This window comes from Streptomyces sp. BBFR2, assembly GCF_044497305.1.
GTDB lineage: Bacteria > Actinomycetota > Actinomycetes > Streptomycetales > Streptomycetaceae > Streptomyces.
The window spans coordinates 5,479,934-5,505,632 of the sequence record NZ_CP172415.1; the positions used below are offsets into that span (position 1 = coordinate 5,479,934).

Annotated in this window: 26 protein-coding genes; 18 read left to right on the forward strand and 8 right to left on the reverse strand. The window is 71.3% G+C overall.

Features of this window, described 5'->3' with window-relative positions; translation table 11 throughout:
* The first annotated feature begins 6 nt into the window (after nt 1-6).
* From tpiA to pgi, 4 genes are all read left to right on the forward strand, one after another.
* Entirely contained in the window at nt 7-783 is a 777-nt protein-coding gene (tpiA, locus tag ACGH2B_RS22255) for a triose-phosphate isomerase (protein WP_399092654.1), read from the forward strand.
* 154 nt (nt 784-937) lie between these two features.
* Nucleotides 938-1,174 carry a preprotein translocase subunit SecG gene (gene secG, locus ACGH2B_RS22260; protein ID WP_399092657.1) on the forward strand — a complete coding sequence of 79 codons (237 nt, stop codon included), beginning with the start codon at nt 938-940 and terminating at the stop codon, nt 1,172-1,174.
* A gap of 157 nt (nt 1,175-1,331) precedes the next feature.
* Complete coding sequence (locus tag ACGH2B_RS22265) at nt 1,332-1,667, forward strand: RNA polymerase-binding protein RbpA (protein ID WP_078653942.1); 336 nt, start codon at nt 1,332-1,334, stop codon at nt 1,665-1,667.
* A gap of 209 nt (nt 1,668-1,876) precedes the next feature.
* Complete coding sequence (gene pgi / locus ACGH2B_RS22270) at nt 1,877-3,529, forward strand: glucose-6-phosphate isomerase (protein ID WP_399097219.1); 1,653 nt, start codon at nt 1,877-1,879, stop codon at nt 3,527-3,529.
* A 78-nt stretch (nt 3,530-3,607) separates the two neighbouring features.
* Here the strand turns inward: pgi and pgl are convergent, their stop codons facing one another.
* From pgl to tkt, 5 genes are read right to left on the reverse strand one after another with little or no spacing between them, the layout of a single operon-like run.
* Nucleotides 3,608-4,390: a 6-phosphogluconolactonase gene (pgl, locus tag ACGH2B_RS22275; RefSeq protein ID WP_399092661.1), complete on the reverse strand. Its 783-nt coding sequence runs from the start codon at nt 4,388-4,390 to the stop codon at nt 3,608-3,610.
* A complete protein-coding gene (opcA, locus tag ACGH2B_RS22280; protein ID WP_399092664.1) occupies nt 4,387-5,412 on the reverse strand; it encodes a glucose-6-phosphate dehydrogenase assembly protein OpcA in 1,026 nt (341 codons plus the stop codon). Before opcA ends, pgl begins: the two co-directional genes overlap by 4 nt.
* Nucleotides 5,409-6,938 carry a glucose-6-phosphate dehydrogenase gene (gene zwf, locus ACGH2B_RS22285; protein ID WP_399092667.1) on the reverse strand — a complete coding sequence of 510 codons (1,530 nt, stop codon included), beginning with the start codon at nt 6,936-6,938 and terminating at the stop codon, nt 5,409-5,411. The genes opcA and zwf overlap by 4 nt, the downstream gene beginning before the upstream one ends.
* Nucleotides 6,939-6,942: 4 nt before the next feature.
* Nucleotides 6,943-8,061 (reverse strand): transaldolase, encoded by a 1,119-nt coding sequence (tal, locus tag ACGH2B_RS22290; protein WP_399092671.1) that lies wholly within the window; start codon nt 8,059-8,061, stop codon nt 6,943-6,945.
* 35 nt (nt 8,062-8,096) lie between these two features.
* A complete protein-coding gene (tkt, locus tag ACGH2B_RS22295; protein WP_399092674.1) occupies nt 8,097-10,184 on the reverse strand; it encodes a transketolase in 2,088 nt (695 codons plus the stop codon).
* A 441-nt stretch (nt 10,185-10,625) separates the two neighbouring features.
* Between tkt and ACGH2B_RS22300 the strand changes: the two genes are divergently transcribed.
* Together ACGH2B_RS22300 and ACGH2B_RS22305 are read left to right on the forward strand one after the other, a co-directional pair.
* Entirely contained in the window at nt 10,626-11,582 is a 957-nt protein-coding gene (locus ACGH2B_RS22300; protein WP_399092677.1) for a heme o synthase, read from the forward strand.
* 130 nt (nt 11,583-11,712) lie between these two features.
* The gene (locus ACGH2B_RS22305; protein WP_399092680.1) at nt 11,713-12,090 is read left to right on the forward strand and encodes a hypothetical protein; all 378 of its coding nucleotides are present in this window, start codon (nt 11,713-11,715) and stop codon (nt 12,088-12,090) included.
* A 98-nt stretch (nt 12,091-12,188) separates the two neighbouring features.
* On the opposite strand, the gene ACGH2B_RS22310 is transcribed toward ACGH2B_RS22305, so the two are convergent.
* From ACGH2B_RS22310 to ACGH2B_RS22320, 3 genes are all read right to left on the reverse strand, one after another.
* Nucleotides 12,189-13,184 carry a heme A synthase gene (locus ACGH2B_RS22310; protein WP_399092683.1) on the reverse strand — a complete coding sequence of 332 codons (996 nt, stop codon included), beginning with the start codon at nt 13,182-13,184 and terminating at the stop codon, nt 12,189-12,191.
* Nucleotides 13,185-13,397: 213 nt separating this feature from the next.
* Complete coding sequence (locus tag ACGH2B_RS22315; RefSeq protein ID WP_399092686.1) at nt 13,398-14,168, reverse strand: ABC transporter permease; 771 nt, start codon at nt 14,166-14,168, stop codon at nt 13,398-13,400.
* 88 nt (nt 14,169-14,256) lie between these two features.
* Nucleotides 14,257-15,225: an ABC transporter ATP-binding protein gene (locus ACGH2B_RS22320; protein ID WP_399092689.1), complete on the reverse strand. Its 969-nt coding sequence runs from the start codon at nt 15,223-15,225 to the stop codon at nt 14,257-14,259.
* Nucleotides 15,226-15,515: 290 nt separating this feature from the next.
* On the opposite strand from ACGH2B_RS22320, the gene ACGH2B_RS22325 reads away from it, so the two are divergent.
* The 12 genes from ACGH2B_RS22325 to ACGH2B_RS22380 all read left to right on the forward strand — a co-directional run bounded on the left by ACGH2B_RS22325 (nt 15,516) and on the right by ACGH2B_RS22380 (nt 25,625).
* Nucleotides 15,516-16,349, forward strand: coding sequence for a helix-turn-helix transcriptional regulator (locus ACGH2B_RS22325; protein ID WP_399092692.1), 834 nt, complete (start codon nt 15,516-15,518; stop codon nt 16,347-16,349).
* Nucleotides 16,346-17,767, forward strand: coding sequence for a Fe-S cluster assembly protein SufB (gene sufB, locus ACGH2B_RS22330; RefSeq protein WP_399092695.1), 1,422 nt, complete (start codon nt 16,346-16,348; stop codon nt 17,765-17,767). Before ACGH2B_RS22325 ends, sufB begins: the two co-directional genes overlap by 4 nt.
* Nucleotides 17,768-17,853: 86 nt before the next feature.
* Nucleotides 17,854-19,035, forward strand: a complete 1,182-nt coding sequence (sufD, locus tag ACGH2B_RS22335; RefSeq protein ID WP_399092698.1) for a Fe-S cluster assembly protein SufD — start codon at nt 17,854-17,856, stop codon at nt 19,033-19,035.
* Entirely contained in the window at nt 19,032-19,361 is a 330-nt protein-coding gene (locus ACGH2B_RS22340; RefSeq protein ID WP_399092701.1) for a non-heme iron oxygenase ferredoxin subunit, read from the forward strand. Before sufD ends, ACGH2B_RS22340 begins: the two co-directional genes overlap by 4 nt.
* Before the next feature lie 7 nt (nt 19,362-19,368).
* Complete coding sequence (gene sufC, locus ACGH2B_RS22345) at nt 19,369-20,133, forward strand: Fe-S cluster assembly ATPase SufC (protein WP_399092704.1); 765 nt, start codon at nt 19,369-19,371, stop codon at nt 20,131-20,133.
* Entirely contained in the window at nt 20,130-21,386 is a 1,257-nt protein-coding gene (locus ACGH2B_RS22350) for a cysteine desulfurase (RefSeq protein ID WP_399092707.1), read from the forward strand. The genes sufC and ACGH2B_RS22350 overlap by 4 nt, the downstream gene beginning before the upstream one ends.
* 56 nt (nt 21,387-21,442) lie before the next feature.
* Entirely contained in the window at nt 21,443-21,901 is a 459-nt protein-coding gene (sufU, locus tag ACGH2B_RS22355; RefSeq protein WP_399092710.1) for a Fe-S cluster assembly sulfur transfer protein SufU, read from the forward strand.
* Nucleotides 21,898-22,239, forward strand: a complete 342-nt coding sequence (locus ACGH2B_RS22360) for a metal-sulfur cluster assembly factor (RefSeq protein WP_030282991.1) — start codon at nt 21,898-21,900, stop codon at nt 22,237-22,239. The genes sufU and ACGH2B_RS22360 overlap by 4 nt, the downstream gene beginning before the upstream one ends.
* 118 nt (nt 22,240-22,357) lie before the next feature.
* Nucleotides 22,358-22,678, forward strand: a complete 321-nt coding sequence (locus ACGH2B_RS22365; RefSeq protein WP_399092714.1) for a DMT family transporter — start codon at nt 22,358-22,360, stop codon at nt 22,676-22,678.
* Nucleotides 22,678-23,217 carry a TetR/AcrR family transcriptional regulator gene (locus ACGH2B_RS22370; protein WP_399092717.1) on the forward strand — a complete coding sequence of 180 codons (540 nt, stop codon included), beginning with the start codon at nt 22,678-22,680 and terminating at the stop codon, nt 23,215-23,217. The genes ACGH2B_RS22365 and ACGH2B_RS22370 overlap by 1 nt, the downstream gene beginning before the upstream one ends.
* A gap of 380 nt (nt 23,218-23,597) precedes the next feature.
* The gene (gene dapD / locus ACGH2B_RS22375) at nt 23,598-24,587 is read left to right on the forward strand and encodes a 2,3,4,5-tetrahydropyridine-2,6-dicarboxylate N-succinyltransferase (RefSeq protein ID WP_399092720.1); all 990 of its coding nucleotides are present in this window, start codon (nt 23,598-23,600) and stop codon (nt 24,585-24,587) included.
* Between the two features lie 123 nt (nt 24,588-24,710).
* Nucleotides 24,711-25,625 carry an EI24 domain-containing protein gene (locus ACGH2B_RS22380; protein ID WP_399092723.1) on the forward strand — a complete coding sequence of 305 codons (915 nt, stop codon included), beginning with the start codon at nt 24,711-24,713 and terminating at the stop codon, nt 25,623-25,625.
* The last annotated feature ends 74 nt before the right edge of the window (nt 25,626-25,699 follow it).

Genomic DNA, 25,699 nt, shown 5'->3' on the forward strand with positions numbered 1-25,699 from the left:
ACCACCGTGACTGCTCGTACCCCGCTGATGGCGGGCAACTGGAAGATGAACCTCAACCACCTGGAGGCCATCGCCCACGTCCAGAAGCTCGCCTTCGCGCTCACCGACAAGGACTACGACGCCGTCGAGGTCGCGGTCCTGCCGCCCTTCACCGACCTCCGCTCGGTGCAGACCCTGGTCGACGGCGACAAGCTGAAGATCAAGTACGGCGCCCAGGACATCTCCGCGCAGGACTCCGGCGCCTACACCGGTGAGATCTCCGGCGCCATGCTCGCCAAGCTGAAGTGCACGTACGTGGCGATCGGCCACAGCGAGCGCCGCCAGTACCACGGCGAGAACGAGGAGATCTGCAACGCCAAGGTCAAGGCCGCCTACAAGCACGGCCTCACCCCGATCCTCTGCGTCGGTGAGGGCCTGGACGTCCGCAAGGCCGGAAACCAGGTCGCGCACACCCTCGCCCAGGTCGACGGCGCCCTCAAGGACGTCCCCGCCGAGCAGGCCGGGACCATCGTGATCGCCTACGAGCCCGTCTGGGCCATCGGCACCGGCGAGGTCGCCACGCCCGAGGACGCGCAGGAGGTCTGCGGGGCGATCCGCGGCCGCCTCGCCGAGCTGTACAGCCAGGAGCTGGCGGACAAGGTCCGCATCCAGTACGGCGGTTCCGTCAAGTCCGGCAACGTCGCCGCGATCATGGCGCAGCCCGACGTCGACGGTGCCCTGGTCGGCGGCGCGGCGCTGGACGCGGACGAGTTCGTGAAGATCGTCCGCTTCCGCGACCAGTAGCAGCTATGACGACGGGCCCGGCCCGTCGTACCCTGTCGGGGCCGGTCCGGCGCTCAGCGCGCGGTCCGGCCCCGCACGATGTCGCCGCCGTGTGCCGCGCGGCCCGCACCGGCGTCATCCCTACCGTCCGCAGTCCTAGAGAGTTGGTCCAGCCGTGGTCATCGGGTTCTCGATCGCCCTCATCGTCTTCAGCCTGCTGATGATGATGCTGGTGCTCATGCACAAGGGGAAGGGCGGCGGCCTGTCCGACATGTTCGGTGGCGGTATGCAGTCCTCCGTCGGCGGCTCCTCCGTCGCCGAGCGGAACCTCGACCGCATCACGGTCGTCGTGGGTCTCCTGTGGTTCGCCTGCATCGTCGTGCTCGGTGTCCTGATGAAGCTCGGTAGCTGACACGGTGTCGGGGACGCGGCCTATCATGAGGGCGGCGTCCTGTCGCGGGCGGTAACTCCCGTCGCGGGGCGCGCGTTGGGCCTTTCAGAGACCGGAGCGCCCGCAGCGCAGCTGCCGCGCGATGCTGTGCAGCACCATTACGCAGGGAGTTACGACCGTGGCAAGTGGCAACGCGATCCGAGGAAGCCGGGTCGGGGCGGGGCCGATGGGGGAGGCCGAGCGGGGCGAATCCGCGCCGCGTACCCGGATCTCCTTCTGGTGCGCCAACGGGCACGAGACGCAGCCCAGCTTCGCCGGCGACGCGCAGGTTCCCGACACCTGGGACTGCCAGCGCTGCGGTTTCCCGGCGGGCAAGGACCGGGACAGCCCGCCGGACCCGCCGCGCACCGAGCCGTACAAGACCCACCTCGCGTATGTGCGCGAGCGCCGCAGCGACGCGGACGGTGAGGCGATCCTCGCCGAGGCACTGGCCAAACTCCGCGGCGAGATCTGACGCCGCATCGCCTGTACGAACGGCCCGGCCGGAGAGGGAACACCCCTCTCCGGCCGGGCCGTTGGCGTTCCGGGTGCCCCGCGGAGCGGTGTGCGGCGCCGTCCGGCCACCCGTGTGCCGACAGCGGACAGACCCCTCATATCGCGCCCTGATCAACTAAATTGGAGGACGGCGGGGCCGGTACGAGACGAAGAAGGCTGATGTCCGAGATGAACGCAGAAGGCCGCAGCAGGCTCGATCAGATGCCTGAGTGGACGGCGCTGGGCGCGCACCGCGCGCAGTTGGGCGATCCCCAGTTGCGTGATCTGTTCGCCCAGGAGCCGGAGCGCGCCGGGCGCTACACCCTTCAGGTGGGTGACCTGCACATCGACTACTCCAAGCATCTGATCACCGACGAGACGCTGCTGCTGCTGAGGGAGCTGGCGGCGGCGACGGGCGTGAGCGAACTGCGGGACGCCATGTTCCGCGGCGGGAAGATCAACGTCACCGAGGGCCGTTCGGTGCTGCACACCGCGCTGCGCGCCCCCGGCTCCGCGGTGATCGAGACCGACGGGCAGAACGTCGTCCCCGCCGTCCACGCCGTCCTCACCAAGATGGCGACCTTCGCCGACCGGGTCCGCTCAGGCGACTGGACGGGCCACACCGGACGCCGTATCAAGACGGTCGTCAACATCGGCATCGGCGGTTCCGACCTGGGTCCCGCCATGGCGTACGAGGCGCTGCGCGCCTACACCCACCGGGACATGCAGTTCCGCTTCGTCTCCAACGTCGACGGTGCCGATCTGCACGAGGCGCTGCGCGATCTGGATCCGGCCGAGACGCTGTTCGTCATCGCCTCGAAGACCTTCACCACCATCGAGACGCTGACCAACGCCACCTCGGCGCGCGCCTGGCTGCTCGACGGGCTGGGCGCCGACGAGAAGGCCGTCGCCAAGCACTTCGTGGCGCTCTCCACCAACGCCGAGAAGGTCGCCGCGTTCGGTATCGACACGGCCAACATGTTCGAGTTCTGGGACTGGGTCGGCGGCCGCTACTCCTACGACTCGGCGATCGGTCTGTCGCTGATGATCGCCATCGGTCCGGAGCACTTCCGGGAGATGCTGGCCGGGTTCCACCTCGTCGACGAGCACTTCCGTACCGCCCCCGCCGAGGAGAACGCGCCGCTGCTGCTGGGCCTGCTCGGCATCTGGTACGGCAACTTCTTCGACGCGCAGTCGCACGCCGTCCTGCCGTACAGCCACTATCTGTCGAAGTTCACCGCCTATCTCCAGCAGCTCGACATGGAGTCCAACGGCAAGTCGGTGGACCGCGAGGGCCGTCCGGTGCGCTGGCAGACCGGCCCGGTGGTCTGGGGCACGCCCGGCACCAACGGTCAGCACGCCTACTACCAGTTGCTCCACCAGGGCACGAAGATGATCCCGGCGGACCTCATCGGCTTCGCGCGGCCGGTGGCGGACCTGGAGCCCCGTCTCGCCGCCCAGCACGATCTGCTGATGGCCAACCTCTTCGCCCAGGGCCAGGCACTGGCCTTCGGCAAGACGCCGGACGAGGTGCGCGCCGAGGGCGTCGCCGAGGAGCTGGTGCCGCACAGGACGTTCCGCGGCAACCACCCCACCACCACGATCCTCGCCGCCGAACTCTCCCCGTCCGTCCTGGGCCAGTTGATCGCCCTCTACGAGCACAAGGTGTTCGTCCAGGGCGCGGTGTGGAACATCGACTCCTTCGACCAGTGGGGCGTGGAGCTGGGCAAGGTCCTCGCCAAGCGGGTCGAGCCGGCGCTCACCGAGGGCGCCGAGGTGCCGGGCCTGGACGCCTCGACGGCCGCTCTGGTCACCACGTACCGCGAGCTGCGCGGCCGGTGATCCCACGGGCGGCCCGCGCGCCCGTATGACGAAAGGGCTCCCGCACCAGGCCGGTGCGGGAGCCCTTTTCGCCGTGTGTCAGGCGGAGGCCGGCGGGTAGAGGTCGCGCGGCAGCCGGGCGGCCGCCGCCTCGTCCAGCAGCCACAGGGTGCGGCTGCGGCCCCGGGCACCGGCGGCCGGGGCCTGGATCTCCCCGGCACCGGACAGTGCCATGGCCGTGGCCTGCGCCTTGTCCTCACCGGCGGCCAGCAGCCACACCTCCCGCGCCGCGCGGATCGCGGGCAGCGTCAGCGAGACGCGGGTGGGTGGCGGCTTCGGCGCGCCGCGCACCCCGACCACCGTGCGTTCGGTCTCCCGCACCCCCGGCAGCTCCGGGAAGAGGGAGGCGACATGGGTGTCCGGGCCGACGCCCAGCAGCAGGACGTCGAACGACGGCACCGGGCCGTGGTCCTCCGGGCCCGCCGCGGCGGCCAGTTCGGCGGCGTACGCCTCGGCCGCGGCGTCCACGTCGTTGCCGTACGGGCCGCCGGCCGGGGCCATGGCGTGGACCCGCGCCGGATCGAGCGGGACGGAGTCGAGCAGCGCCGTGCGGGCCTGTGTCTCGTTGCGCTCCGGGTCGCCGTCCGGCAGGAACCGCTCGTCGCCCCACCACAGGTCGAGGCGGGACCAGTCCACGGCGTCCCGGGCGGGCGCCCCGGCGAGGGCCGCGAGCAGCCCGTTGCCGTTGCGCCCGCCGGTCAGCACGACGGAGGCGGAGCCCCGGGCGGCCTGGGCGTCCACGATCTTCGTGATCAGCCGGGCGGCCGCGGCCTGGGCCATCAGCTCCTTGTCGCGGTGGACGACGACCTGCGGTGCGCTCACTTGGCGGCCGCCTTCTTCGCCGCGGCCTTCTTCGGCGCGGGCTTCGCCGCCTCCTGGCCGTCCTCGGCGGCGGCCTTGGGCGCGGCGGTCCGGGCCGCCTCGCCCAGCCGCTCCACGCCGTACTTCAGCGCGGCGGCGAAGGTGTCGTCCGGGTCGAGCCGGCGCAGCTCCTCGGCGAGCAGCTCGGAGGTCTCCCGCCGCTTGAGCGCCACCGCCCGGTCGGGCTGGCCCTGCATCGACAAGGTGGCCAGCGAACCGTCCGCCCGGTCCAGCACGATCGGCCCGCCGTCCGTCTCCAGCCGTACCGCGGTCAGGCCGGGGCCGGACGAGACGGTGCGCTCGACGGGGACGTCCAGCCGGCTGGCGAGCCACATGCCCAGCAGCTCGCAACTGGGGTTGAACTCCTCGCCCTCCACCACGGCGGAGGTGATCCGGCACGGCATCTGATCCAGCGCCGCGGCCAGCATCGAACGCCACGGCGTGATCCGGCTCCAGGACAGGTCCGTGTCGCCGGGGGTGTACGTGGCGGCGCGGTCGGTCAGTTCCTGGATGGGCTGCTCGGAGGCGTAGGCGTCGGTGACGCGGCGCTGGGCGAGCGCGCCGAGCGGGTCCTTGGCCGGGTCCAGCGGGCCGTTGACCGCCCACCAGACGACGACGGGCGCGTCCGGCAGCAGCAGCGGCAGCACCACGGACTGGGCGTGGTCGATCGCCTCGCCGTACAGCCGCAGCACGACCGTCTCGCCCGTACCGGCGTCCGCGCCGACCCGGACCTCGGCGTCCAGCCGGGCCTTGGCCCGGTCGCGCGGGGTCCGGCTGACCCGCTTGATGACGACCAGGGTCCGCGAGGGGTGCTCGCGGGACGCCTCGTTGGCCGCCTTCAGGGCGTCGTAGGCGTTCTCCTCGTCGGTGACGATGACGAGGGTGAGCACCATGCCGACGGCGGGCGTGCCGACGGCGCGGCGGCCCTGCACCAGCGCCTTGTTGATCTTGCTGGCCGTGGTTTCCGTCAGGTCGATCTTCATGGGCGACGCCAGCTCCGTCCGTCTCGTGCGAGCATTTCGTCCGCCTCGGTGGGCCCCCAGGTGCCGGCCGGGTACTGCGCCGGCTTGCCGTGGCGGTCCCAGTACTCCTCGATCGGGTCGAGGATCCGCCAGGACTGCTCGACCTCCTCCAGCCGCGGGAAGAGGTTGGCGTCGCCCAGCAGCACGTCGAGGATGAGCCGCTCGTACGCCTCGGGGCTCGACTCCGTGAACGACTCGCCGTACGCGAAGTCCATGGAGACGTCCCGCACCTCCATGGAGGTGCCGGGGACCTTCGAGCCGAAGCGCACGGTCACGCCCTCGTCCGGCTGCACCCGGATGACCAGGGCGTTCTGGCCCAGCTCCTCCGTCGCGGTGTGGTCGAAGGGGGAGTGCGGCGCCCGCTGGAAGACCAGTGCGATCTCGGTGACGCGGCGGCCCAGCCGCTTGCCGGTGCGCAGGTAGAAGGGGACGCCCGCCCAGCGGCGGTTGTCCACCTCCAGCTTGATCGCGGCGTAGGTGTCGGTCTTCGACTTGGGGTCGATACCGTCTTCCTGGAGGTAGCCGACGGCCTGTTCACCGCCCTGCCACCCCGCGGTGTACTGGGCGCGCACCGTCTCCTTGCCGAGGTCGGCGGGGAGCCGTACGGCGCCCAGCACCTTGGTCTTCTCCGCGACCAGCGCGTCCGCGTCGAAGGAGGACGGCTCCTCCATCGCGGTCAGCGCGAGCAACTGGAGCAGGTGGTTCTGGATGACGTCACGCGCCGCGCCGATGCCGTCGTAGTAACCGGCCCGGCCACCGATGCCGATGTCCTCGGCCATGGTGATCTGCACGTGGTCGACGAACGAGCGGTTCCACAGCGGCTCGAACATCGTGTTGGCGAAGCGGAGCGCCAGGATGTTCTGGACGGTCTCCTTGCCGAGGTAGTGGTCGATGCGGAAGACCGCCTCGGGCGGGAAGACCTCGTGGACGACCTGGTTCAGCTCCTGGGCGCTCTTGAGGTCGTGGCCGAAGGGCTTCTCGATGACGGCGCGCCGCCAGCCGTCCTTCTGGTCGGCGAGCCCGTGGTTCTTGAGCTGCTTGACGACCGTGGGGAAGAACTTGGGCGGCACGGACAGGTAGAAGGCGAAGTTGCCGCCGGTGCCCTGCTCCTTGTCCAGCTCCTCGATCGTCGCCTTCAGCGTCTCGAACGCGGCGTCGTCGTCGAAGTTGCCCTGGACGAAGCGCATCCCCTGGATGAGCTGCTGCCAGACCTCCTCGCGGAACGGCGTACGCGAGTGCTGCTTGACGGCGTCGTGCACCACCTGCGCGAAGTCCTCGTCCTGCCATTCGCGGCGGGCGAAGCCGATGAGGGAGAAGCCGGGCGGGAGCAGACCGCGGTTGGCGAGGTCGTAAACCGCCGGCATCAGCTTTTTACGCGACAAATCGCCCGTGACGCCGAAGATGACCAGGCCCGACGGCCCCGCGATACGCGGGAGCCGTCGGTCCGCGGCGTCACGAAGCGGGTTCGCTCCATGAACTGCGGTCAAGGTGTCAGCCCTCCGAAGGAGCGAGGCGCTTGAGCTCCGCCTCGGTGGACTTGAGCAGGTCGTTCCAGGAAGCCTCGAACTTCTCCACGCCCTCGTCCTCCAGGAGCTGCACGACCTCGTCGTACGAGATCCCGAGCTTCGCGACGGCGGCGAGGTCCGCACGGGCCTGCTCGTAGGTCCCGCGGACGGTGTCGCCGGTGATCTCGCCGTGGTCACCGGTCGCCTGGAGGGTGGCCTCCGGCATGGTGTTGACCGTGCCCGGGGCGACCAGCTCGTCGACGTAGAGGGTGTCCTTGTACGCCGGGTCCTTGACGCCGGTCGAGGCCCACAGCGGACGCTGCTTGTTGGCCTGCGCCTTGTCGAGGGCGGCCCAGCGCTCCGAGGAGAAGACCTCCTCGTACGCCTCGTAGGCCAGCCGGGCGTTGGCGAGCGCCGCCTTGCCCTTGAGGGCCTTGGCCTCGTCGGTGCCGAGGGCGTCGAGCCGCTTGTCGATCTCGGAGTCGACGCGGGAGACGAAGAACGACGCCACCGAGTGGATCTTGGAGAGGTCCAGGCCGGCGGCCTTCGCCTTCTCCAGACCCGTCAGGTAGGCGTCCATCACCTCGCGGTAGCGCTCCAGCGAGAAGATCAGCGTGACGTTGACGCTGATGCCCTTGGCGATCACCTCGGTGATCGCCGGCAGACCCGCCTTGGTGGCCGGGATCTTGATGAGGGTGTTGGGCCGGTCCACCAGCCACGCGAGCTGCTTCGCCTCGGCGACGGTGGGCGTGGTGTGGTGGGCCAGGCGCGGGTCGACCTCGATGGAGACCCGGCCGTCCTGGCCGTCGGTGGCGTCGAAGACCGGCCGCAGGATGTCGGCGGCGTCCCGGACGTCCGCCGTCGTGATCATGCGGATGGCTTCCTCGACGGTGACCTTGCGGGCGGCCAGATCGGCGACCTGCTGGTCGTAGCCGTGGCCGTCCGAGATCGCCTTCTGGAAGATCGACGGGTTGGTGGTGACGCCGACGACGTGCTGCTGGTCGATCAGCTCGGCGAGGTTGCCGGACGTGATGCGCTGGCGCGACAGGTCGTCCAGCCAGATCGCGACGCCTTCATCGGAGAGGCGCTTGAGTGCGTCTGTCATGGGGATTGCATCTCCTACTTGTTCGTGTACCGGCGTCAGCGCGCGGTGGCTTCCAGCGATTCCCGGGCGGCGGCGGTCACCGCGTCGGCGGTGAAGCCGAACTCGCGGAAGAGGACCTTCGCGTCGGCCGAGGCGCCGAAGTGCTCCAGCGACACGATCCGCCCGGCGTCGCCCACGTAGCGGTGCCAGGTCAGGCCCACGCCCGCCTCGACGGCGACGCGCGCCTTGACCGAGGGCGGCAGCACGCTGTCCCGGTAGGACTGCTCCTGCTCCTCGAACCACTCGACGCAGGGCATCGACACCACGCGTGTCGGGACACCCGCGGCCTGGAGCTGCTCGCGCGCCTCGACGCAGAGCTGCACCTCGGAGCCGGTGCCGATCAGCACGACCTGCGGGGCGCCGCCCTCGGAGTCGAAGAGGACGTAGCCGCCCTTGGCCGCGTCGTCGTTCGCCTCGTACGTCGGCACGCCCTGACGGGTCAGCGCCAGGCCGTGCGGGGCGCCCACGCCGAACTCCTTCGTGTAGCGCTTGAGGATCTCGCGCCATGCGATGACGGTCTCGTTGGCGTCGGCCGGGCGTACGACGTTCAGGCCCGGGATGGCGCGCAGCGAGGCCAGGTGCTCGACCGGCTGGTGGGTCGGGCCGTCCTCGCCCAGACCGATGGAGTCGTGCGTCCAGACGTACGTCACCGGCAGGTGCATCAGCGCGGAGAGCCGGACGGCGTTGCGCATGTAGTCGGAGAACACCAGGAAGGTGCCGCCGTAGATGCGGGTGTTGCCGTGCAGCGCGATGCCGTTCATCTCCGCGGCCATGGAGTGCTCGCGGATGCCGTAGTGGATCGTGCGGCCGTACGGGTCGGCGCCCGGCAGCGGGTTGCCCACCGGCAGGAACGACGACGTCTTGTCGATCGTGGTGTTGTTGGAGCCGGCGAGGTCGGCGGAGCCGCCCCACAGCTCGGGCAGCACCCCGCCCAGCGCGGCCAGCACCTTGCCGGAGGCGGCGCGGGTGGCGACCGCCTTGCCGGTCTCGAACGCCGGGAGGTGCTCCTCCCAGCCGGCCGGCAGCTCGCCCGCGGAGATGCGGTCGAACTCGGCGGCGCGCTCGGGGTTGGCGGTCCGCCAGGCGGCGAACGCCTTGTCCCACTCGGCGCGGGCGTCGCGGCCGCGGTCCAGCGCCTCACGGGTGTGGGCCAGGACCTCGGGGGCGACCTCGAAGGACTGCTCCGGGTCGAAGCCGAGCACCCGCTTGGTGGCGGCGACCTCGTCGGCGCCCAGGGCCGAGCCGTGCGCGGCCTCGGTGTTCTGCGCGTTCGGTGCCGGCCAGGCGATGATCGAACGGGCCGCGATGAACGACGGGCGCTCGGTCTCCGCCTTCGCCGCCTCCAGCGCGCGGGCCAGACCGATCGGGTCCAGGTCGCCGTTGGGGAGCTGCTCGACACGCTGGACGTGCCAGCCGTACGCCTCGTACCGCTTGAGGGTGTCCTCGGAGACCGCGGTCTCGGTGTCGCCCTCGATCGAGATGTGGTTGTCGTCCCAGAGGAGGACGAGGTTGCCGAGCTTCTGGTGGCCGGCGAGGGAGGACGCCTCGGCGGAGATGCCCTCCTGGAGGCAGCCGTCACCGGCGATGACCCAGATGGTGTGGTCGAACGGGGAGGTGCCCGCGGGCGCCTCCGGGTCGAACAGACCGCGCTCGTAGCGGGCGGCCATCGCCATGCCCACGGCGTTGGCGACACCCTGGCCCAGCGGGCCGGTGGTGGTCTCGACGCCGGTGGTGTGGCCGTACTCCGGGTGGCCCGGGGTCTTGGAGCCCCAGGTGCGGAACGCCTTCAGGTCGTCCAGCTCCAGGCCGTAGCCGGCGAGGAAGAGCTGGATGTAGAGGGTCAGGCTGGAGTGGCCGGCGGAGAGGACGAACCGGTCGCGACCGGTCCACTCCGCGTCGGCCGGGTCGTGCCGCATCAGCTTCTGGAAGAGAAGGTAGGCGGCAGGAGCCAGGCTCATGGCCGTACCAGGATGGCCGTTTCCGACCTTCTGCACGGAATCCATGGCCAGGACGCGGCCGGTATCGACGGCCCGCTTGTCCAGTTCGGTCCACTCGATGTCTGTGGTGGTCGGCTTGGTGCTCACCCTGATTCAGGGCTCCTCTCCACATGTCGAATACCGCGGACGGTATGTCCGCCAGGCGGTGTCGAGCCTACCCCTGCCGGTGCGTGCGTCTTTTCGACTTCTCGACGCGGAACCGGCGCCGCCGCCCGGTGGAGTACACCTCCTTCGGGGGAACCGGCGCCGTATCCCCGGCATTCCGGACGTGCGGGACGCGGCCTCCGTCCCCCAGACTGCCGGGCGCGGTCCGCCTTCGCCTCTTGTAGGAGGAGAGCGGGGCGGCGGAGCGGTTACCCGGCGGCGCGGTCGGCGAACCCAACACGAGCGGACCCCCGCGAAGATCGCGGTATGGCCAACGTCTAAAGTGGCGTGGTACGCGCAAGCCTCACGGTCGCCAGGGCCGGATGTGCTTGCTGGCCTTTATCTCCGCGGTGAAAGCCGCTGATGTTACTTCCAGGGGTGTGCGTGACGGCCGTCGAATCCCGTCCTGCGGGGGCGCTCTCTCAGAGCCCCGGGAGTCCGAACCCCGGCCACCGGCCGTTCGGCGCCCGCGTCAAGGCGTTCATCGCGCTCACCAAGCCGCGCGTCATCGAGCTGCTGCTGATGACGACGGTCCCGGTGATGTTCCTGGCCGCCGGCGGCGTCCCGGACCTCTGGCTGGTGCTCGCCACCTGTATCGGCGGCTATCTCTCGGCGGGCGGCGCCGCGGCGTACAACATGTACATCGACCGCGACATCGACGCGCTGATGGACCGCACCGCCCAGCGCCCGCTGGTGACGGGCATGGTCTCGCCGCGCGAGTGCCTGGTCTTCGCGACCGCGCTCACCGTCGGCTCCACCGCGTGGTTCTGGTACCTCGTCAACCCGCTCTCGGCGATGCTCTCGCTGGGCGCGATCCTCTTCTACGTCGTCGTCTACACGATGATCCTCAAGCGGCGCACCAGCCAGAACATCGTCTGGGGCGGTATCGCGGGCTGTCTGCCGGTGTTCATCGGCTGGTCCTCGGTGACGAACTCCCTCTCCTGGGCCGCGGTCATCCTCTTCCTGGTCATCTTCTTCTGGACGCCGCCGCACTACTGGCCGCTGTCGATGAAGGTCAAGGACGACTACGAGCGGGCCGGTGTGCCGATGCTCCCCGCCGTCGCGGGCAACAAGGCCGTCGCCCGGCAGATCGTCCTCTACAGCTGGGTGATGGTCGGGGTGTCGCTGCTGCTCCAGCCGCTGGGGTACACGGGCTGGTTCTACACCGTGGTCGCGCTGGCCTGCGGCGCGTTCTGGCTGCGGGAGGCGCACGGCCTCCAGGCCCGCGCCAAGGCCGGCATCACGGGCTCCAAGCTCAAGGAGATGCGGCTCTTCCACTGGTCGATCACCTACGTCTCGCTCCTCTTCGTCGCCGTCGCGGTGGACCCCTTCCTCCGCTGACCTCGTACGTTCCTCCGCAAGGCCCGTCCGGCACGCTCCGGGCGGGCCTTCGCGCCGTCCGGGGGCGCCGCACGGGCGGGATGCGCGGGCACCTCTCCCCAAGAGCCCTACCGGTGGGTAGCATCGGGGTATGGCAGACACCAAGCAGGCGGACGAGCAGCCGGCGGCCGAGGAGCGGGCGGACGCGCGGGCACAGAAGCGGACGGAGCGGCACGCGGCGCGGCTCGCCAAGGAAATGCGGTCCTTCGCCGCCGCGCACGGCGGCAGCGCCGAGGGGCAACTGGCGCACATCGGCCGCGGCCGGATCCGTATCGCCCTCGTGGGCGCCGACGGCGGGTGGGGCAACCTCGTCGCCGGCTCCCGGGAAGAGGCGCGGGCGGGCGCCGAGCGGGCCGGGATCACCCTCCAGGACGACTTCGACGGCGACCTCGCCGCCAAGGTGCGCACCGGCCGCTACGAGTGGACCCGGATGGCCGGGATCCAGATCGGCGGCCCGGCCGACGGCTGAGCCCGGCCGGCGCGGACGTACGAAGGAGCCCACCGGGCGCGTGACCTGCACGCGCCCGGTGGGCTCCGTTCCGTACGGGGTGCCCCGAGGGGCGGCGGTCAGCCCGCGGCGGCCGGTTCGGCGGAGCGGACCGGCTCGGCACCGTCGCCGCTCTGCTGCTCCGGCAGCTCCACGAGCGGGCCGCGGTCGCGCAGCGCCAGCACCACGCGCAGCGCGGCGATCCACACCAGCGTCGAGCCGAGCATGTGCAGCCCGACGACCAGTTCCGGCAGCCCGAAGAAGTACTGGACGTAGCCGATGACGCCCTGGAGGAGCAGGCAGACGACGAGGTCGCGGACGGCGCGGCGGGGCGCGGCGGGCGCCTTGACCGCGCGCAGCGTGAACCACAGGGCGATCGTCAGACCGACGACGATGTAGACGAAGTCGACGTGCAACTGGGTGACCTCACGCCAGTCCAGCGGGATGCGGTGGACCTTCCGGGCGTCGCCCGCGTGCGGCCCGGTGCCGGTGACGAGGGTGCCGACCAGCGTCAGCACGGCGGTCGCGCCCAGCAGCACCCAGGCCAGTTGGCGCACCGGCCGCGCGACCAGGTCCCGCGGCGCGTCGTCCCCCTCGGCCGCGCGCCGCCAGGTGATCACGGCCACCGTGAGCAGCCCGGTGGAGAGCAGGAAGTGCCCGGCGACGATGTACGGGTTGAGGCCGGTCAGGACGGTGATGCCGCCGACGACGGCGTTGCCCATGACGATCCAGAACTGCGCCCAGCCCAGCCGGGTCAGCGACCGGCGGTGCGGGGCGCGGGCCCGGGCCGCGATGATGAACACGCCGATCACCACGCAGAGCACGTAGGTGAGCAGGCGGTTGCCGAACTCGATCAGGCCGTTGACGCCCATCGCCGCCGTCGGCGTCAGGCTGTCCGGCGTGCAGCGCGGCCAGGTGGAGCAGCCGAGGCCGGACTGGGACAGCCGCACCGCGCCCCCCGTGACGACGATGACGACGGCCATCACGACGGTGGTCAGCGCGGCCCGTCGCACCAGGCGCGCGGAAGGCTGCCAGACGCGGGCGATCAGCTCGAGGGGGTTCAGCGTTTTCGGCACGGGGGACATCGTAGGCGCCGCCTTGTGCAAAGTTTCACGAGGGGTGCACAGGGCCCAGGGCGGTACGTAGTGCGACGGAACGGCCGGGGCGGCGGGCCGGGCGCGGGGGCACGGATCCCGGGGCGCCGGAGCGTCACCCGATGACGGTCCCGTGGCCGGGTGACCGGGCCGACCCGGGCGCGCCGGGGTGGCCGCCGCGCCCGGGGCAGCCCGTCACTCCCAGCGGAAGAACCGTGCCGCGGCGCCCAGCCCGAGCACCGCCCAGACGGCGAGGACACCGACGTCGCCCCAGGGGAGCGCGGCCCCGTGCTGGAGGACGGCGCGCAGCCCGTCGGAGAGCGCGGAGATCGGCAGCAGCCCGAGGACCGTCTGCGCCGCCTGAGGGAACTTCGTCAGCGGCACGATGACGCCGCCGCCCACCAGGAGCAGCAGGAAGACGAGGTTGGCGGCGGCCAGCGTCGCCTCGGCCCGCAGCGTCCCGGCCATCAGCAGCCCGAGCCCGGAGAACGCCGCGGTGCCCAGGACCAGCAGCGCGGCGACCGCGAGCGGGTTGCCCCGCGGCGACCAGCCCAGCGCCAGCGCGACCACGGTCAGCAGCGCGATCTGGAGCACCTCGGTGACCAGCACCGCGCAGGTCTTCGCGGTCATCAGGCCCCAGCGCGGCAGCGGCGAGGCGGCGAGCCGCTTGAGGACGCCGTAGCGCCGCTCGAAACCGGTGGCGATGGCCTGCCCGGTGAACGCCGTCGACATCACCGCGAGCGCCAGCACACCGGGCGCCAGGAAGCCGACGGCGCTGCCCGCGCCCGTGTCGATGATGTCGACGGCGGAGAACAGCACCAGCAGCAGCGTCGGGATGACGACCGTCAGCAGCAACTGCTCGCCGTTGCGCAGCAGCATCCGGGTCTCCAGCAACGCCTGCGCACGGATCATCCGCGCCAGCGGCGCGGCCCCGGGCCGCGGGGTGAACGTACCGGTCGCGGTCATACCCGCAGCTCCTTGCCGGTCAGGTCCAGGCTGTGCTGTCCCGGGGGGCGACCCCAAGGCCCCCGGTCGGACGGTGTGTGGTGCCGGCTCATACCCGCAGCTCCTTGCCGGTCAGGTCCAGGAAGACGTCTTCCAGGGTGTGCCGTTCGACGGCGATGGAATCGGGCAGGACGCCGTTCTGGGCGCACCAGGAGGCGACGGTGGCCAGCATCTGGGGGTCCACGGCGCCGGTGACGCGGTAGTTGCCGGAGGCCGGTTCGGCGGCGGTGCTGTCCTCGGGCAGCGCCTTGCGGAGCGACGCGAGGTCGAGACCGGGCCGCCCGGTGAAGCGCAGGGTGTTCTCCGCGCCGCCCCGGCACAGCTCCTCGGGGGTGCCCTGGGCGATGACCCGCCCGCCGTCGATGATCGCGACATCGTCGGCCAGTTGCTCGGCCTCGTCCATGAAGTGCGTGGTCAGCACCACACTGACGCCGTCGGTCCGCAGCTCGCGGACGAGGTCCCAGGTGGCGTGGCGGGCCTGCGGGTCGAGGCCGGCGGTCGGCTCGTCCAGGAAGACCAGCTCCGGGCGGCCGACGACGGCCATCGCCAGCGCGAGCCGCTGCTGCTGGCCGCCCGAGAGCCGCCGGTAGGTGGTGCGCCCGCAGCTCCCCAGGCCCAGCCGCTCGATCAGCAGCCCGACGTCGACCGGGTCGGCGTGCAGGGACGCGGTGTGCCGCAGCATCTCCTCGGCACGGGCGCCGCTGTAGACGCCGCCGGACTGCAGCATCACGCCGATCCGGGGCCGCAGCCGCGCGGCGTCGGCGACCGGGTCCAGACCCAGCACCCGGACCGTTCCGGCGTCCGGGCGGCGGTAGCCCTCGCAGATCTCGACGGTGGTGGTCTTCCCGGCGCCGTTGGGGCCGAGGAGGGCGGTGACGCCGCCGCGCGCGACGGTCAGGTCGAGGCCGTCCACCGCGGTCTTGGGGGACCGGGAGCCGTACCGCTTGACCAGGCCGGTGACCTCGACGGCGGGCGCGCGGCCGGAGGTCCGGGGGCTCCCCGGGGAGGTGCTGGGCATGCCCGGCAGTCTACGGAGCGCGCGGCGGGCGGCCGCCGCCGGGCCGGGCTCGCGGAGCGCGGGGCGGCGGCGGGGCGGCCGTCCCCGGGTGCGGCGGTCCGGCGAAGTTTTTTTTCCGGGCTTTCCCGGGCGTCCGCGCGAAGATCGCGGTCTGCCGCGGTCCCGCTCAACAGAGGGCTTCCGGGCCTCCTGGCACCCCCGCATTTAGGTAACCCTAAGTGATCGAGGACACCGTTGGGTGGCCCCGCCGAGGGTTGTCGCGGCTCATGGAATTACGCAACAATGGCGTTGTGAAAAACGCGAGCGAGGAACGGAAGGGGTCCCCGGCCGGTACGGCCGCCGGGGCGCGCCCGGCCGTGTCCGAGCAGTCCGCCCGGGGCGTCGCCGCGCAGGACGAGCAGCAGGGCACGCGTAACCGCGTCGCCCGCTCCATCCTTGATCACGGTCCGTCGACCGCCGCCGAGCTGGCCCTGCGTCTGGAGCTGACCCAGGCGGCCGTCCGCCGTCACCTGGACGCACTGGCCGCCGACGGCGTCGTCGAGCCCCGTGAGAAGCGGGTCTACGGCGCCCGTGGCCGCGGCCGCCCCGCCAAGGCGTTCGCCCTCACCGACTGCGGCCGGGACGCCTTCGACCAGTCCTACGACGAGCTGGCCGCCGCCGCCCTGCGCTGGATCGCGGAGAGCGCCGGCGGTGGCGGGAAGGGTGAGGCGGCGGTCGCCGAGTTCGCCCGCGCCCGGCTGGCCGCGCAGGCCGAGGGATACCGCCGGGCCGTCGAGGCCGCCGGCCCCGAGGACCGCACCCGGGCCCTGGCCGAGGCATTGACCGCGGACGGGTACGCTGCTACGGCGCGCAGCGCGCCCAATTCCCAGCTCGGTGAACAGCTCTGCCAGCACCACTGCCCGGTCGCCCATGTCGCCGAGCAGTTCCCGCAGCTGTGCGAGGCGGAGACCGAGGTCTTCTCCCGTCTGCTGGGGACCCACGTACAGCGGCTCGCCACCATCGCCCACGGCGACGGGGTGTGCACGACCTTCATCCCGAAGGCGGGCGCGCACGGCACCACCGCGCCCGACACCACGAAGACCACCACAGCATCTGCAAGCACGGCCGGGAGGAACCCCGCATGACGCTCCCCACGGAGACTGCCCACCCCGAGCTCGACGGACTGGGCAAGTACGAATACGGCTGGGCCGACTCCGACGTGGCCGGCGCCTCCGCCAAGCGCGGTCTGTCCGAGGCCGTCGTCCGCGACATCTCGGCCAAGAAGAACGAGCCGGAGTGGATGCTCAAGCTCCGTCTCAAGGGCCTGAAGCTGTTCGACAAGAAGCCCATGCCCAACTGGGGCTCCGACCTCTCGGGCATCGACTTCGACAACATCAAGTACTTCGTCCGCTCCACCGAGGAGCAGGCCGCCTCCTGGGAGGACCTGCCCGAGGACATCAAGAACACCTACGACAAGCTGGGCATCCCCGAGGCGGAGAAGCAGCGCCTGGTCGCCGGTGTCGCCGCGCAGTACGAGTCCGAGGTCGTCTACCACCAGATCCGCGAGGACCTGGAGGAGCAGGGCGTCATCTTCCTGGACACCGACACCGCGCTCAAGGAGCACCCGGAGCTGTTCCAGGAGTACTTCGGCACGGTCATCCCGGTCGGCGACAACAAGTTCGCGTCGCTGAACACCGCGGTCTGGTCCGGCGGCTCCTTCATCTACGTCCCCAAGGGTGTCCACGTCGACATCCCGCTCCAGGCCTACTTCCGGATCAACACCGAGAACATGGGCCAGTTCGAGCGGACGCTGATCATCGTCGACGAGGGTGCCTACGTGCACTACGTCGAGGGCTGCACCGCCCCGATCTACAAGTCGGACTCGCTGCACTCCGCGGTCGTCGAGATCATCGTGAAGAAGGGCGGCCGCTGCCGCTACACGACGATCCAGAACTGGTCGAACAACGTCTACAACCTCGTCACCAAGCGCGCCGTCGCCTACGAGGGCGCGACGATGGAGTGGATCGACGGCAACCTCGGCTCCAAGGTCACCATGAAGTACCCCGCGGTGTACCTCATGGGCGAGCACGCCAAGGGCGAGACGCTGTCCATCGCCTTCGCCGGTGAGGGCCAGCACCAGGACGCCGGTTCCAAGATGGTCCACATGGCGCCGAACACCTCCTCCAACATCGTCTCCAAGTCGGTGGCGCGCGGCGGTGGCCGTACCTCGTACCGTGGTCTGGTCGAGATCGGTGAGGGCGCGGCGGGCTCCAAGTCCAACGTGCTGTGCGACGCCCTGCTCGTCGACACCATCTCCCGCTCGGACACCTACCCCTACGTCGACGTCCGCGAGGACGACGTGTCGATGGGCCACGAGGCGACCGTCTCCAAGGTGAGCGAGGACCAGCTCTTCTACCTGATGGCCCGTGGCCTGACCGAGTTCGAGGCCATGGCGATGATCGTGCGCGGCTTCGTCGAGCCGATCGCCAAGGAGCTCCCGATGGAGTACGCGCTGGAGCTCAACCGGCTGATCGAGCTGCAGATGGAAGGCGCGGTCGGCTGACGGCCACGGAACACCACTGACCGACGCGGCGGCCTTCCTCGGGGAAGGCCGAGTATCGCAACCAGAAAGCGAGCACGACGACAGCCATGGCTGAGGCTCAGAACATCCCGGCGGGTTCCACGACCACCGGTTCCATCGCGGTGGCCGCGGAGTCCACCGTCGCCACCCGCATGAGTGCGCCGCCCTCCTACGACGTGGCGGACTTCCCGGTGCCGCACGGCCGGGAGGAGGAGTGGCGGTTCACCCCCCTCGCGCGCCTGAAGGGTCTGCACGACGGCACCGCCGTCACCGAGGGCGGCGTCCTCGTCGAGGTGGAAACCCCGGCGGGCGTCACCCAGGAGACCGTGGACCGCGACGACCCGCGGGTCGGCAAGGCCGGCAAGCCCGTGGACCGCGTCGCCGCGCAGGCGTACAGCTCGTTCGACAAGGCGTCTGTCGTCACGGTTCCCAAGGACACCCAGCTCACCGAGCCGATCCGGATCTCCGTGCACGGCCAGGGCGGCACCGCCTTCGGCCACCAGGTCATCGAGCTGGGCGCGTTCGCCGAGGCCGTCGTCGTCATCGACCACACCGGTGACGCCACCCTCGCCGCCAACGTCGATTACCTCATCGGGGACGGCGCCAAGCTGACCGTCGTCTCCGTCCAGGACTGGGACGACGCCGCCGTCCACGTCGGCCAGCACAACGCGCTGGTCGGCCGCGACGCGAGCTTCAAGTCCGTCGTCGTCACCTTCGGCGGCGACCTCGTCCGGCTGCACCCGCGCGTCACCTACGCGGCGCCCGGCGGCGAGGCGGAGCTGTACGGCCTGTACTTCACCGAGGCCGGCCAGCACCAGGAGCACCGGCTCATGGTCGACCACGACACCCCCAACTGCCGCTCGCACGTCACGTACAAGGGCGCCCTCCAGGGCGATGACGCGCACGCGGTGTGGATCGGTGACGTCCTCATCCAGGCGGCCGCCACCGGTACGGACACCTATGAGCTGAACCGCAACCTCGTCCTCACCGACGGCGCGCGGGTCGACTCGGTCCCCAACCTGGAGATCGAGACCGGCGAGATCGTCGGCGCCGGCCACGCCTCGGCGACCGGCCGCTTCGACGACGAGCAGCTCTTCTACCTGATGGCCCGCGGCATCCCGGCCGAGGAGGCCCGCCGTCTGGTCGTGCGCGGCTTCTTCGCCGAGCTGATCCAGCAGATCGGCCTGCCGGACGTCGAAGAGCGTCTGATGCGCAAGATCGAGGCCGAGCTGGAAGCGGCCGCGGCATGAGCTACGTACGTGTGGCGACGCTGGGCGAGCTGGCGGAGGACACCCCGAAGCGGGTGGAAATCGACGGCACGCCGGTCTCCCTCGTCCGTACCGAGGGCGAGGTGTTCGCGATCAACGACATCTGCTCGCACGCGAACGTCTCCCTGTCGGAGGGCGAGGTCGAGGACTGCTCGATCGAGTGCTGGCTGCACGGATCGGCCTTCGACCTGCGCACCGGCAAGCCGTCCGGCCTCCCCGCGACGCGCCCCGTCCCCGTTTACCCCGTCAAGATCGAAGGAGAGGGCCCGGAAGCCTCCGTGCTCGTCTCCGTCACCCAGGAGTCCTGAGTTCCCCATGGCAACGCTTGAGATCCACGACCTGCACGTCTCCGTCGAAGCCGAGAACGGCCCGCGCGAGATCCTGAAGGGCGTCGACCTGACCGTGAAGCAGGGCGAGACGCACGCCATCATGGGCCCCAACGGCTCCGGCAAGTCGACCCTCGCGTACTCCCTCGCAGGTCACCCCAAGTACACGATCACCGGCGGCACCGTCACCCTCGACGGCGAGGACGTCCTGGAGATGTCCGTCGACGAGCGCGCCCGCGCCGGTGTCTTCCTCGCCATGCAGTACCCGGTCGAGGTCCCCGGCGTCTCCGTCTCCAACTTCCTGCGCACCTCCGCCACCGCCGTCCGCGGCGAGGCCCCCAAGCTGCGGCTGTGGGTCAAGGAGGTCAAGGAGGCCATGGAGCGCCTGCACATGGACCCCGCGTTCGCCGAGCGCAACGTCAACGAGGGCTTCTCCGGCGGTGAGAAGAAGCGCCACGAGATCCTTCAGCTGGAGCTGCTCAAGCCGAAGATCGCGATCCTCGACGAGACCGACTCCGGTCTCGACGTCGACGCCCTGCGCACCGTCTCCGAGGGCGTCAACCGCGTCCGCGAGACCGGCGAGGTCGGCACCCTGCTGATCACCCACTACACGCGCATCCTGCGCTACATCAAGCCCGACCACGTCCACGTCTTCGCGGCCGGCCGCATCGTCGAGTCCGGCGGCGCCGAGCTGGCCGACAAGCTGGAGGCCGAGGGCTACGAGGAGTACACGAAGGGCGGCGCGACCCTGTGACACAGATTCCGGGCCTCCTCGACACCGAGGCGATCCGCAAGGACTTCCCCCTCCTGGACCGCCAGGTCCACGAGGGCAAGAAGATCGTGTACCTGGACAACGCGGCGACGTCGCAGAAGCCGCGCCAGGTGCTCGACGCGCTGAACGCCTACTACGAGCGCCACAACGCCAACGTCCACCGCGGCGTGCACGTCCTCGCCGAGGAGGCCACGGAGCTGTACGAAGGCGCCCGCGACAAGGTCGCCGCCTTCATCAACGCTCCCAGCCGCGACGAGGTGATCTTCACCAAGAACGCCTCCGAGTCGCTGAACCTCGTGGCCAACATGCTCGGCTGGGCCGATGAGCCCTACCGCGTGGACCACGACACCGAGATCGTCATCACGGAGATGGAGCACCACTCCAACATCGTGCCGTGGCAGCTGCTGTCGCAGCGCACCGGCGCGAAGCTGAAGTGGTTCGGCCTCACCGACGACGGCCGGCTCGACCTCTCCAACATCGACGAGGTCATCACCGAGCGGACGAAGGTCGTCTCCTTCACCCTGGTCTCCAACCTCATGGGCACCATCAACCCGGTCGAGACGATCGTCCGGCGGGCCCAGGAGGTCGGCGCGCTGGTCGTCATCGACGCCTCGCAGGCCGCCCCGCACATGGTGCTGGACGTCCAGGCGCTCCAGGCCGACTTCGTGGCCTTCACCGGCCACAAGATGTGCGGCCCGACCGGCATCGGCGTGCTCTGGGGCCGCCAGGAGCTGCTGGAGGACCTTCCGCCGTTCCTCGGCGGCGGCGAGATGATCGAGACCGTCTCGATGCACTCGTCGACGTACGCCCCGGCGCCGCACAAGTTCGAGGCGGGTACGCCCCCGATCGCGCAGGCCGTGGGCCTCGGCGCGGCCGTGGACTACCTCACCGCGATCGGCATGGAGAAGATCGCCGCGCACGAGCACGCGATCACCGAGTACGCCGTCAAGCGGCTGCTTGAGGTCCCCGACCTCAAGATCATCGGCCCGAGCACGGCCGAGGACCGCGGGGCGACGCTCTCCTTCACGCTCGGCGACATCCACCCGCACGACGTCGGTCAGGTGCTCGACGAGCAGGGCATCGCGGTCCGGGTCGGCCACCACTGCGCGCGGCCGGTCTGCCTGCGGTACGGAATTCCTGCGACCACCCGTGCGTCGTTCTATCTGTACTCCACCCCGGCCGAGGTCGACGCCCTGGTCGAGGGCCTGGAGTACGTCCGCAACTTCTTCGGTTAGTACAAGACGACGCGGTTGACCACGCACAGCGGATGAGGACGAGGACTGACTGAGCCGTGAAGCTGGATTCGATGTACCAGGACGTCATCCTGGACCACTACAAGCACCCGCACGGGCGCGGTCTTCGGGACGGCGATGCCGAGGTGCACCACACCAACCCCACCTGCGGGGACGAGATCACTCTGCGGGTGCGGCTGGACGGCACGACCGTCGCGGACGTGTCCTACGACGGCCAGGGCTGCTCCATCAGCCAGGCCAGTGCCTCGGTGCTGAACGACCTGCTCGTCGGCAAGCAGCTCGGGGAGGCGCAGCGGATCCAGGAGACCTTCCTGGAGCTGATGCAGTCCAAGGGCAAGATCGAGCCGGACGACGCGATGGAGGAGGTGCTGGAGGACGCCGTGGCGTTCGCCGGCGTCTCGAAGTACCCGGCACGGGTGAAGTGTGCCCTGCTGAGCTGGATGGCCTGGAAGGACGCCACGGCCAAGGCCCTTTCCGAGGAGGCGACGACCGCATGACCGACACGCCCGAGAACACCCTGACCAAGCCGGCCTCGGAAGAAGAGGTCCGCGAGGCCCTGTACGACGTCGTCGACCCCGAGCTGGGCATCGACGTCGTCAACCTCGGCCTGATCTACGGCATCCACATCGACGACGCCAACATCGCCACCATCGACATGACGCTGACGTCCGCGGCCTGCCCGCTGACCGACGTCATCGAGGACCAGGCGAAGTCCGCCACGGACGGCATCGTCAACGAGCTGAAGATCAACTGGGTCTGGATGCCCCCGTGGGGTCCTGACAAGATCACCGACGACGGCCGCGAGCAACTGCGTGCCCTGGGCTTCAACGTCTGACCGACGCCCCGTCACCCCGTACGGCCGTGTCCTTCCGAACACCTCGGAGGGCGCGGCCGTCGGCGTGTGCGGACCCTCTATGTGTACACCTGTACGCATCGCCGGTTAGGCTCCCGCCATGGGCTATCTGACGCTGGCCGGGGCGATCGTCTCGGAGATCCTGGCGACCACCGCGATGAAGTACAGCGACGGCTTCAGCAAGCTGTGGCCCTCGCTGGCCACCCTGGCGGGCTACCTCGTGGCCTTCGCGCTGCTCGCCCGGACACTCAGAACGATGAGCGTCGGCACGGCGTACGCGATCTGGGCCGGGGCCGGTACGGCGGTGATCGCGGCGATCGGCATGGTCTTCCTCGGGGAGAGCGCCGGCCCGTTGAAGATCCTCGGGGTGCTGCTGGTCATCGCGGGCGTCGTGGTGCTCCACATGGGCGGGGCGCACTGATGGCCCGGCGGCACGACCCCGAGCGGCGGCAGCGGATCATCGACGCGGCGATCGGTGTGGTCGCCGCCCACGGCATCGCGGGGCTCAGCCACCGCGCGGTCGCCGCGGCCGCCGATGTGCCGCTCGGCTCGACGACGTACCACTTCGCCACCCTCGACGATCTCCTCGTCGCCGCGCTGGAGCAGGTCAACGCGGCGTGGCTGGCGGACTTCGGCCGCTGGGCCGACGGGCTGGGCGGTGACGCCCCGGCGGCGGACGACATCCTGCGGTTGGTCGCCGACCTGCTCGCCGGGGACCGCTCCCGGGTGACGCTGGAGTACGAGCTGTATCTGGCGGCGCTGCGCCATCCGCGGCTGCGTCCGCTGGCCGCCGACTGCCTCGACGCGATGGCGCGGCTGCTGGCCCGCCGCACCGGCGATCTGCCCACCGCCCGCGCGCTGGTGGCCTTCGCCGACGGACTGCTGCTCCAGCACCTGCTGACCGGCCGCCCCTTCGAACCGGACGCGCTGCGGGCCGGGTTGACGGCGGCGCTGGCCTGAGGAGCGGACGGCCCGGGGCGCCGGGGTGTGTGGCGGGGCCCGCCGCTGGGGTTCGCGGCCTGCCTGGGGCGGTCCGGGGTGTGCCGGCCCTGACGGGCGGGCGGCCGGGACGTGCCGGGCTCGCCGACGGGGCGGCCCCGGGTGGCCGGGCGTACCGGACCGGACCACCGGGGCGGACCGGACTGCCGGGCCCGGCGGAGGCCGTCCCGGGCGGGCCGCGAAGCGGTGGGCCGGGCGGCCCCCGGGGCGCCGCGCCGACGGGGCCCCGGGGCGCCGCGCCGACGGGGCCCCGGGACGGTGGGCCGGGCGGGCTCCGGGCGGCGGGCCCGGTCGATGAGACCGGTTCGCCTCGGCGGGTGCCCTCCGGTTAGGTTTTCGGCATGACCGATGCTGCTACCTCCCGTACGACCGGCGCCGTCGCCGCCGGGCTCGCCACCGTCACGCCCGACGGCACCGTCCTCGACACCTGGTTCCCCGCGCCCGTTCTGGACGCCGCGCCCGGCCCGGCCGGTACCGAGCGGCTGACCGCCGAGCGGGCGGCCGAACTGCTGGGTGAGGCCGCGCCGCAGGCCGTCGGCCCTGACCCGGTCCGTGGCGTCGAGGTCGTGGCCGTCCGCACGGTCATCTCCTCGCTCGACGACAAGCCGCTCGACGCGCACGACGTCTACCTGCGCCTGCACCTGCTCAGCCACCGGCTCGTCGCACCGCACGGCCTGAGCCTGGAGGGCCAGTTCGGGCTGCTGGCGAACGTCGCCTGGACCTCGCTCGGCCCGGTCGCCGTCGACCAGGTGGAGACGGTCCGCCTCAACGCCCGCGCCGCCGGCAAGTACCTCCAGGTCACCAGCGTCGACAAGTTCCCGCGGATGACCGACTACGTCGCGCCCGCCGGGGTGCGGATCGCCGACGCCGACCGGGTGCGCCTGGGCGCCCACCTCGCGGCCGGTACCACCGTCATGCACGAGGGCTTCGTCAACTTCAACGCCGGTACGCTCGGCACCTCCATGGTCGAGGGCCGGATCAGCGCGGGCGTCGTCATCGGCGACGGCTCCGACATCGGCGGCGGCGCCTCCACGATGGGCACCCTCTCCGGCGGCGGCAAGCAGATCATCTCCATCGGCGAGCGCTGCCTGCTCGGCGCCGAGTCCGGCATCGGCATCGCCCTCGGCGACGAGTGCGTGGTCGAGGCCGGTCTGTACGTCACCGCCGGGACCCGCGTCACGCTCCCCGACGGTCAGGTGGTCAAGGCCCTGGAGCTGTCCGGCGCCGACAACATCCTCTTCCGCCGCAACTCCACCACCGGCGTCGTCGAGGCCCGCCCGAACAAGGCGACGTGGGGCGGCCTCAACGAGGTGCTGCACAGCCACAACTGAGCGGCCCCGCCCGGCCCCGGCGAACGCCCCCGTACCCAGCGGTGCGGGGGCGTCCGCATGCGGTGACGCGGAGTTATCCACAGCCCTACCGGCCGGGCGCGGGCCGATCGTAGGGTTGGTCCCATGCGTGATCTTGCAGCGGGGATGCGGTATCTGGCCAAGGGCCAGCGGTGGGTCGCCGGGCACGGGCGGTGGTGGGGCTTCGGGATGATCCCGGCGCTCATCGCCCTGGTGCTCTACGGGGCGGCGCTGACCGCCCTGGCCCTCTTCTCGGGGGACGTCGCGGCCTGGGCCACGCCGTTCGCGGACGGCTGGGGCGCGCCGTGGCAGGGGCTGCTGCGCGGCCTGTTCGTGGCGCTGCTCGTCGCCGGCGGGCTGATGCTCTCCGTGCTGACCTTCACGGCGGTGACGCTGCTGATCGGCGACCCGTTCTACGAGTCCCTGTCGGAGCGGGTCGAGGAGTCCGAGGGGCACTGCCCGCGCGGGCCGGAGCGGTCGCTGTGGCGGGAGATCTGGATCGCGCTCTGTGACAGCGTCCATGTGCTGCTGCGCGCGGCGCCGTTCGGGATCGCGGTGTTCGTGCTGGGCTTCCTGCCGTTCGTCGGGCAGACCGTCGTCCCGGCCGTCGGCTTCTGCGTATCGGGCTTCTTCCTCGCCATCGAGCTGACGTCGGTGGCGATGCAGCGCCGCGACATACCGGTGCGCGAGCGGCTGCGTCTGCTGCGCGGCCGCAAGGCGCTCGCCGTCGGCTTCGGCACCCCCGTCGTCCTGCTGTTCCTCATCCCCTTCGCCGCGGTGTTCCTGATGCCGGGCGCGGTGGCCGGGGCGACGCTGCTGGTACGCGATCTGGTGCCGGCGCAGGACGAGGGCGACGAGGCGGACGGGCCGGGCGCCGAGGTGCCGGGTGCCGCCGCCGGGCCGGTGGGCGCGGGGGCGGCGCCGTGGCCCGGCGCGGGCGGTCCGGCCGGTGCGGACGGCCGGGGTGGTCCGGGCGGCGGGTTCGGGCCGCCGCCCGCACCGTTCACCCCGGGGACGTGACGGGGCCCGGGGCGCCGGTGGCGTACGGGCCGCGGCGGTCTCGTAGAGCCGCGGCGGGCCGGGCTGCCGGCGGC

Excerpts from the sequence above, each read along its gene's own strand:
- pgi (WP_399097219.1), top strand. The coding sequence starts at position 1,877 with ATGAACGCAGAAGGCCGCAGCAGGCTCGATCAGATGCCTGAGTGGACG.
- opcA (WP_399092664.1), bottom strand. The coding sequence starts at position 5,412 with ATGAAGATCGACCTGACGGAAACCACGGCCAGCAAGATCAACAAGGCG.
- tal (WP_399092671.1), bottom strand. The coding sequence starts at position 8,061 with ATGACAGACGCACTCAAGCGCCTCTCCGATGAAGGCGTCGCGATCTGG.
- ACGH2B_RS22305 (WP_399092680.1), top strand. The coding sequence starts at position 11,713 with ATGGCAGACACCAAGCAGGCGGACGAGCAGCCGGCGGCCGAGGAGCGG.
- ACGH2B_RS22315 (WP_399092686.1), bottom strand. The coding sequence starts at position 14,168 with ATGACCGCGACCGGTACGTTCACCCCGCGGCCCGGGGCCGCGCCGCTG.
- ACGH2B_RS22320 (WP_399092689.1), bottom strand. The coding sequence starts at position 15,225 with ATGCCCAGCACCTCCCCGGGGAGCCCCCGGACCTCCGGCCGCGCGCCC.
- sufB (WP_399092695.1), top strand. The coding sequence starts at position 16,346 with ATGACGCTCCCCACGGAGACTGCCCACCCCGAGCTCGACGGACTGGGC.
- sufD (WP_399092698.1), top strand. The coding sequence starts at position 17,854 with ATGGCTGAGGCTCAGAACATCCCGGCGGGTTCCACGACCACCGGTTCC.
- ACGH2B_RS22340 (WP_399092701.1), top strand. The coding sequence starts at position 19,032 with ATGAGCTACGTACGTGTGGCGACGCTGGGCGAGCTGGCGGAGGACACC.
- sufC (WP_399092704.1), top strand. The coding sequence starts at position 19,369 with ATGGCAACGCTTGAGATCCACGACCTGCACGTCTCCGTCGAAGCCGAG.
- ACGH2B_RS22360 (WP_030282991.1), top strand. The coding sequence starts at position 21,898 with ATGACCGACACGCCCGAGAACACCCTGACCAAGCCGGCCTCGGAAGAA.
- ACGH2B_RS22365 (WP_399092714.1), top strand. The coding sequence starts at position 22,358 with ATGGGCTATCTGACGCTGGCCGGGGCGATCGTCTCGGAGATCCTGGCG.
- ACGH2B_RS22370 (WP_399092717.1), top strand. The coding sequence starts at position 22,678 with ATGGCCCGGCGGCACGACCCCGAGCGGCGGCAGCGGATCATCGACGCG.
- dapD (WP_399092720.1), top strand. The coding sequence starts at position 23,598 with ATGACCGATGCTGCTACCTCCCGTACGACCGGCGCCGTCGCCGCCGGG.
- ACGH2B_RS22380 (WP_399092723.1), top strand. The coding sequence starts at position 24,711 with ATGCGTGATCTTGCAGCGGGGATGCGGTATCTGGCCAAGGGCCAGCGG.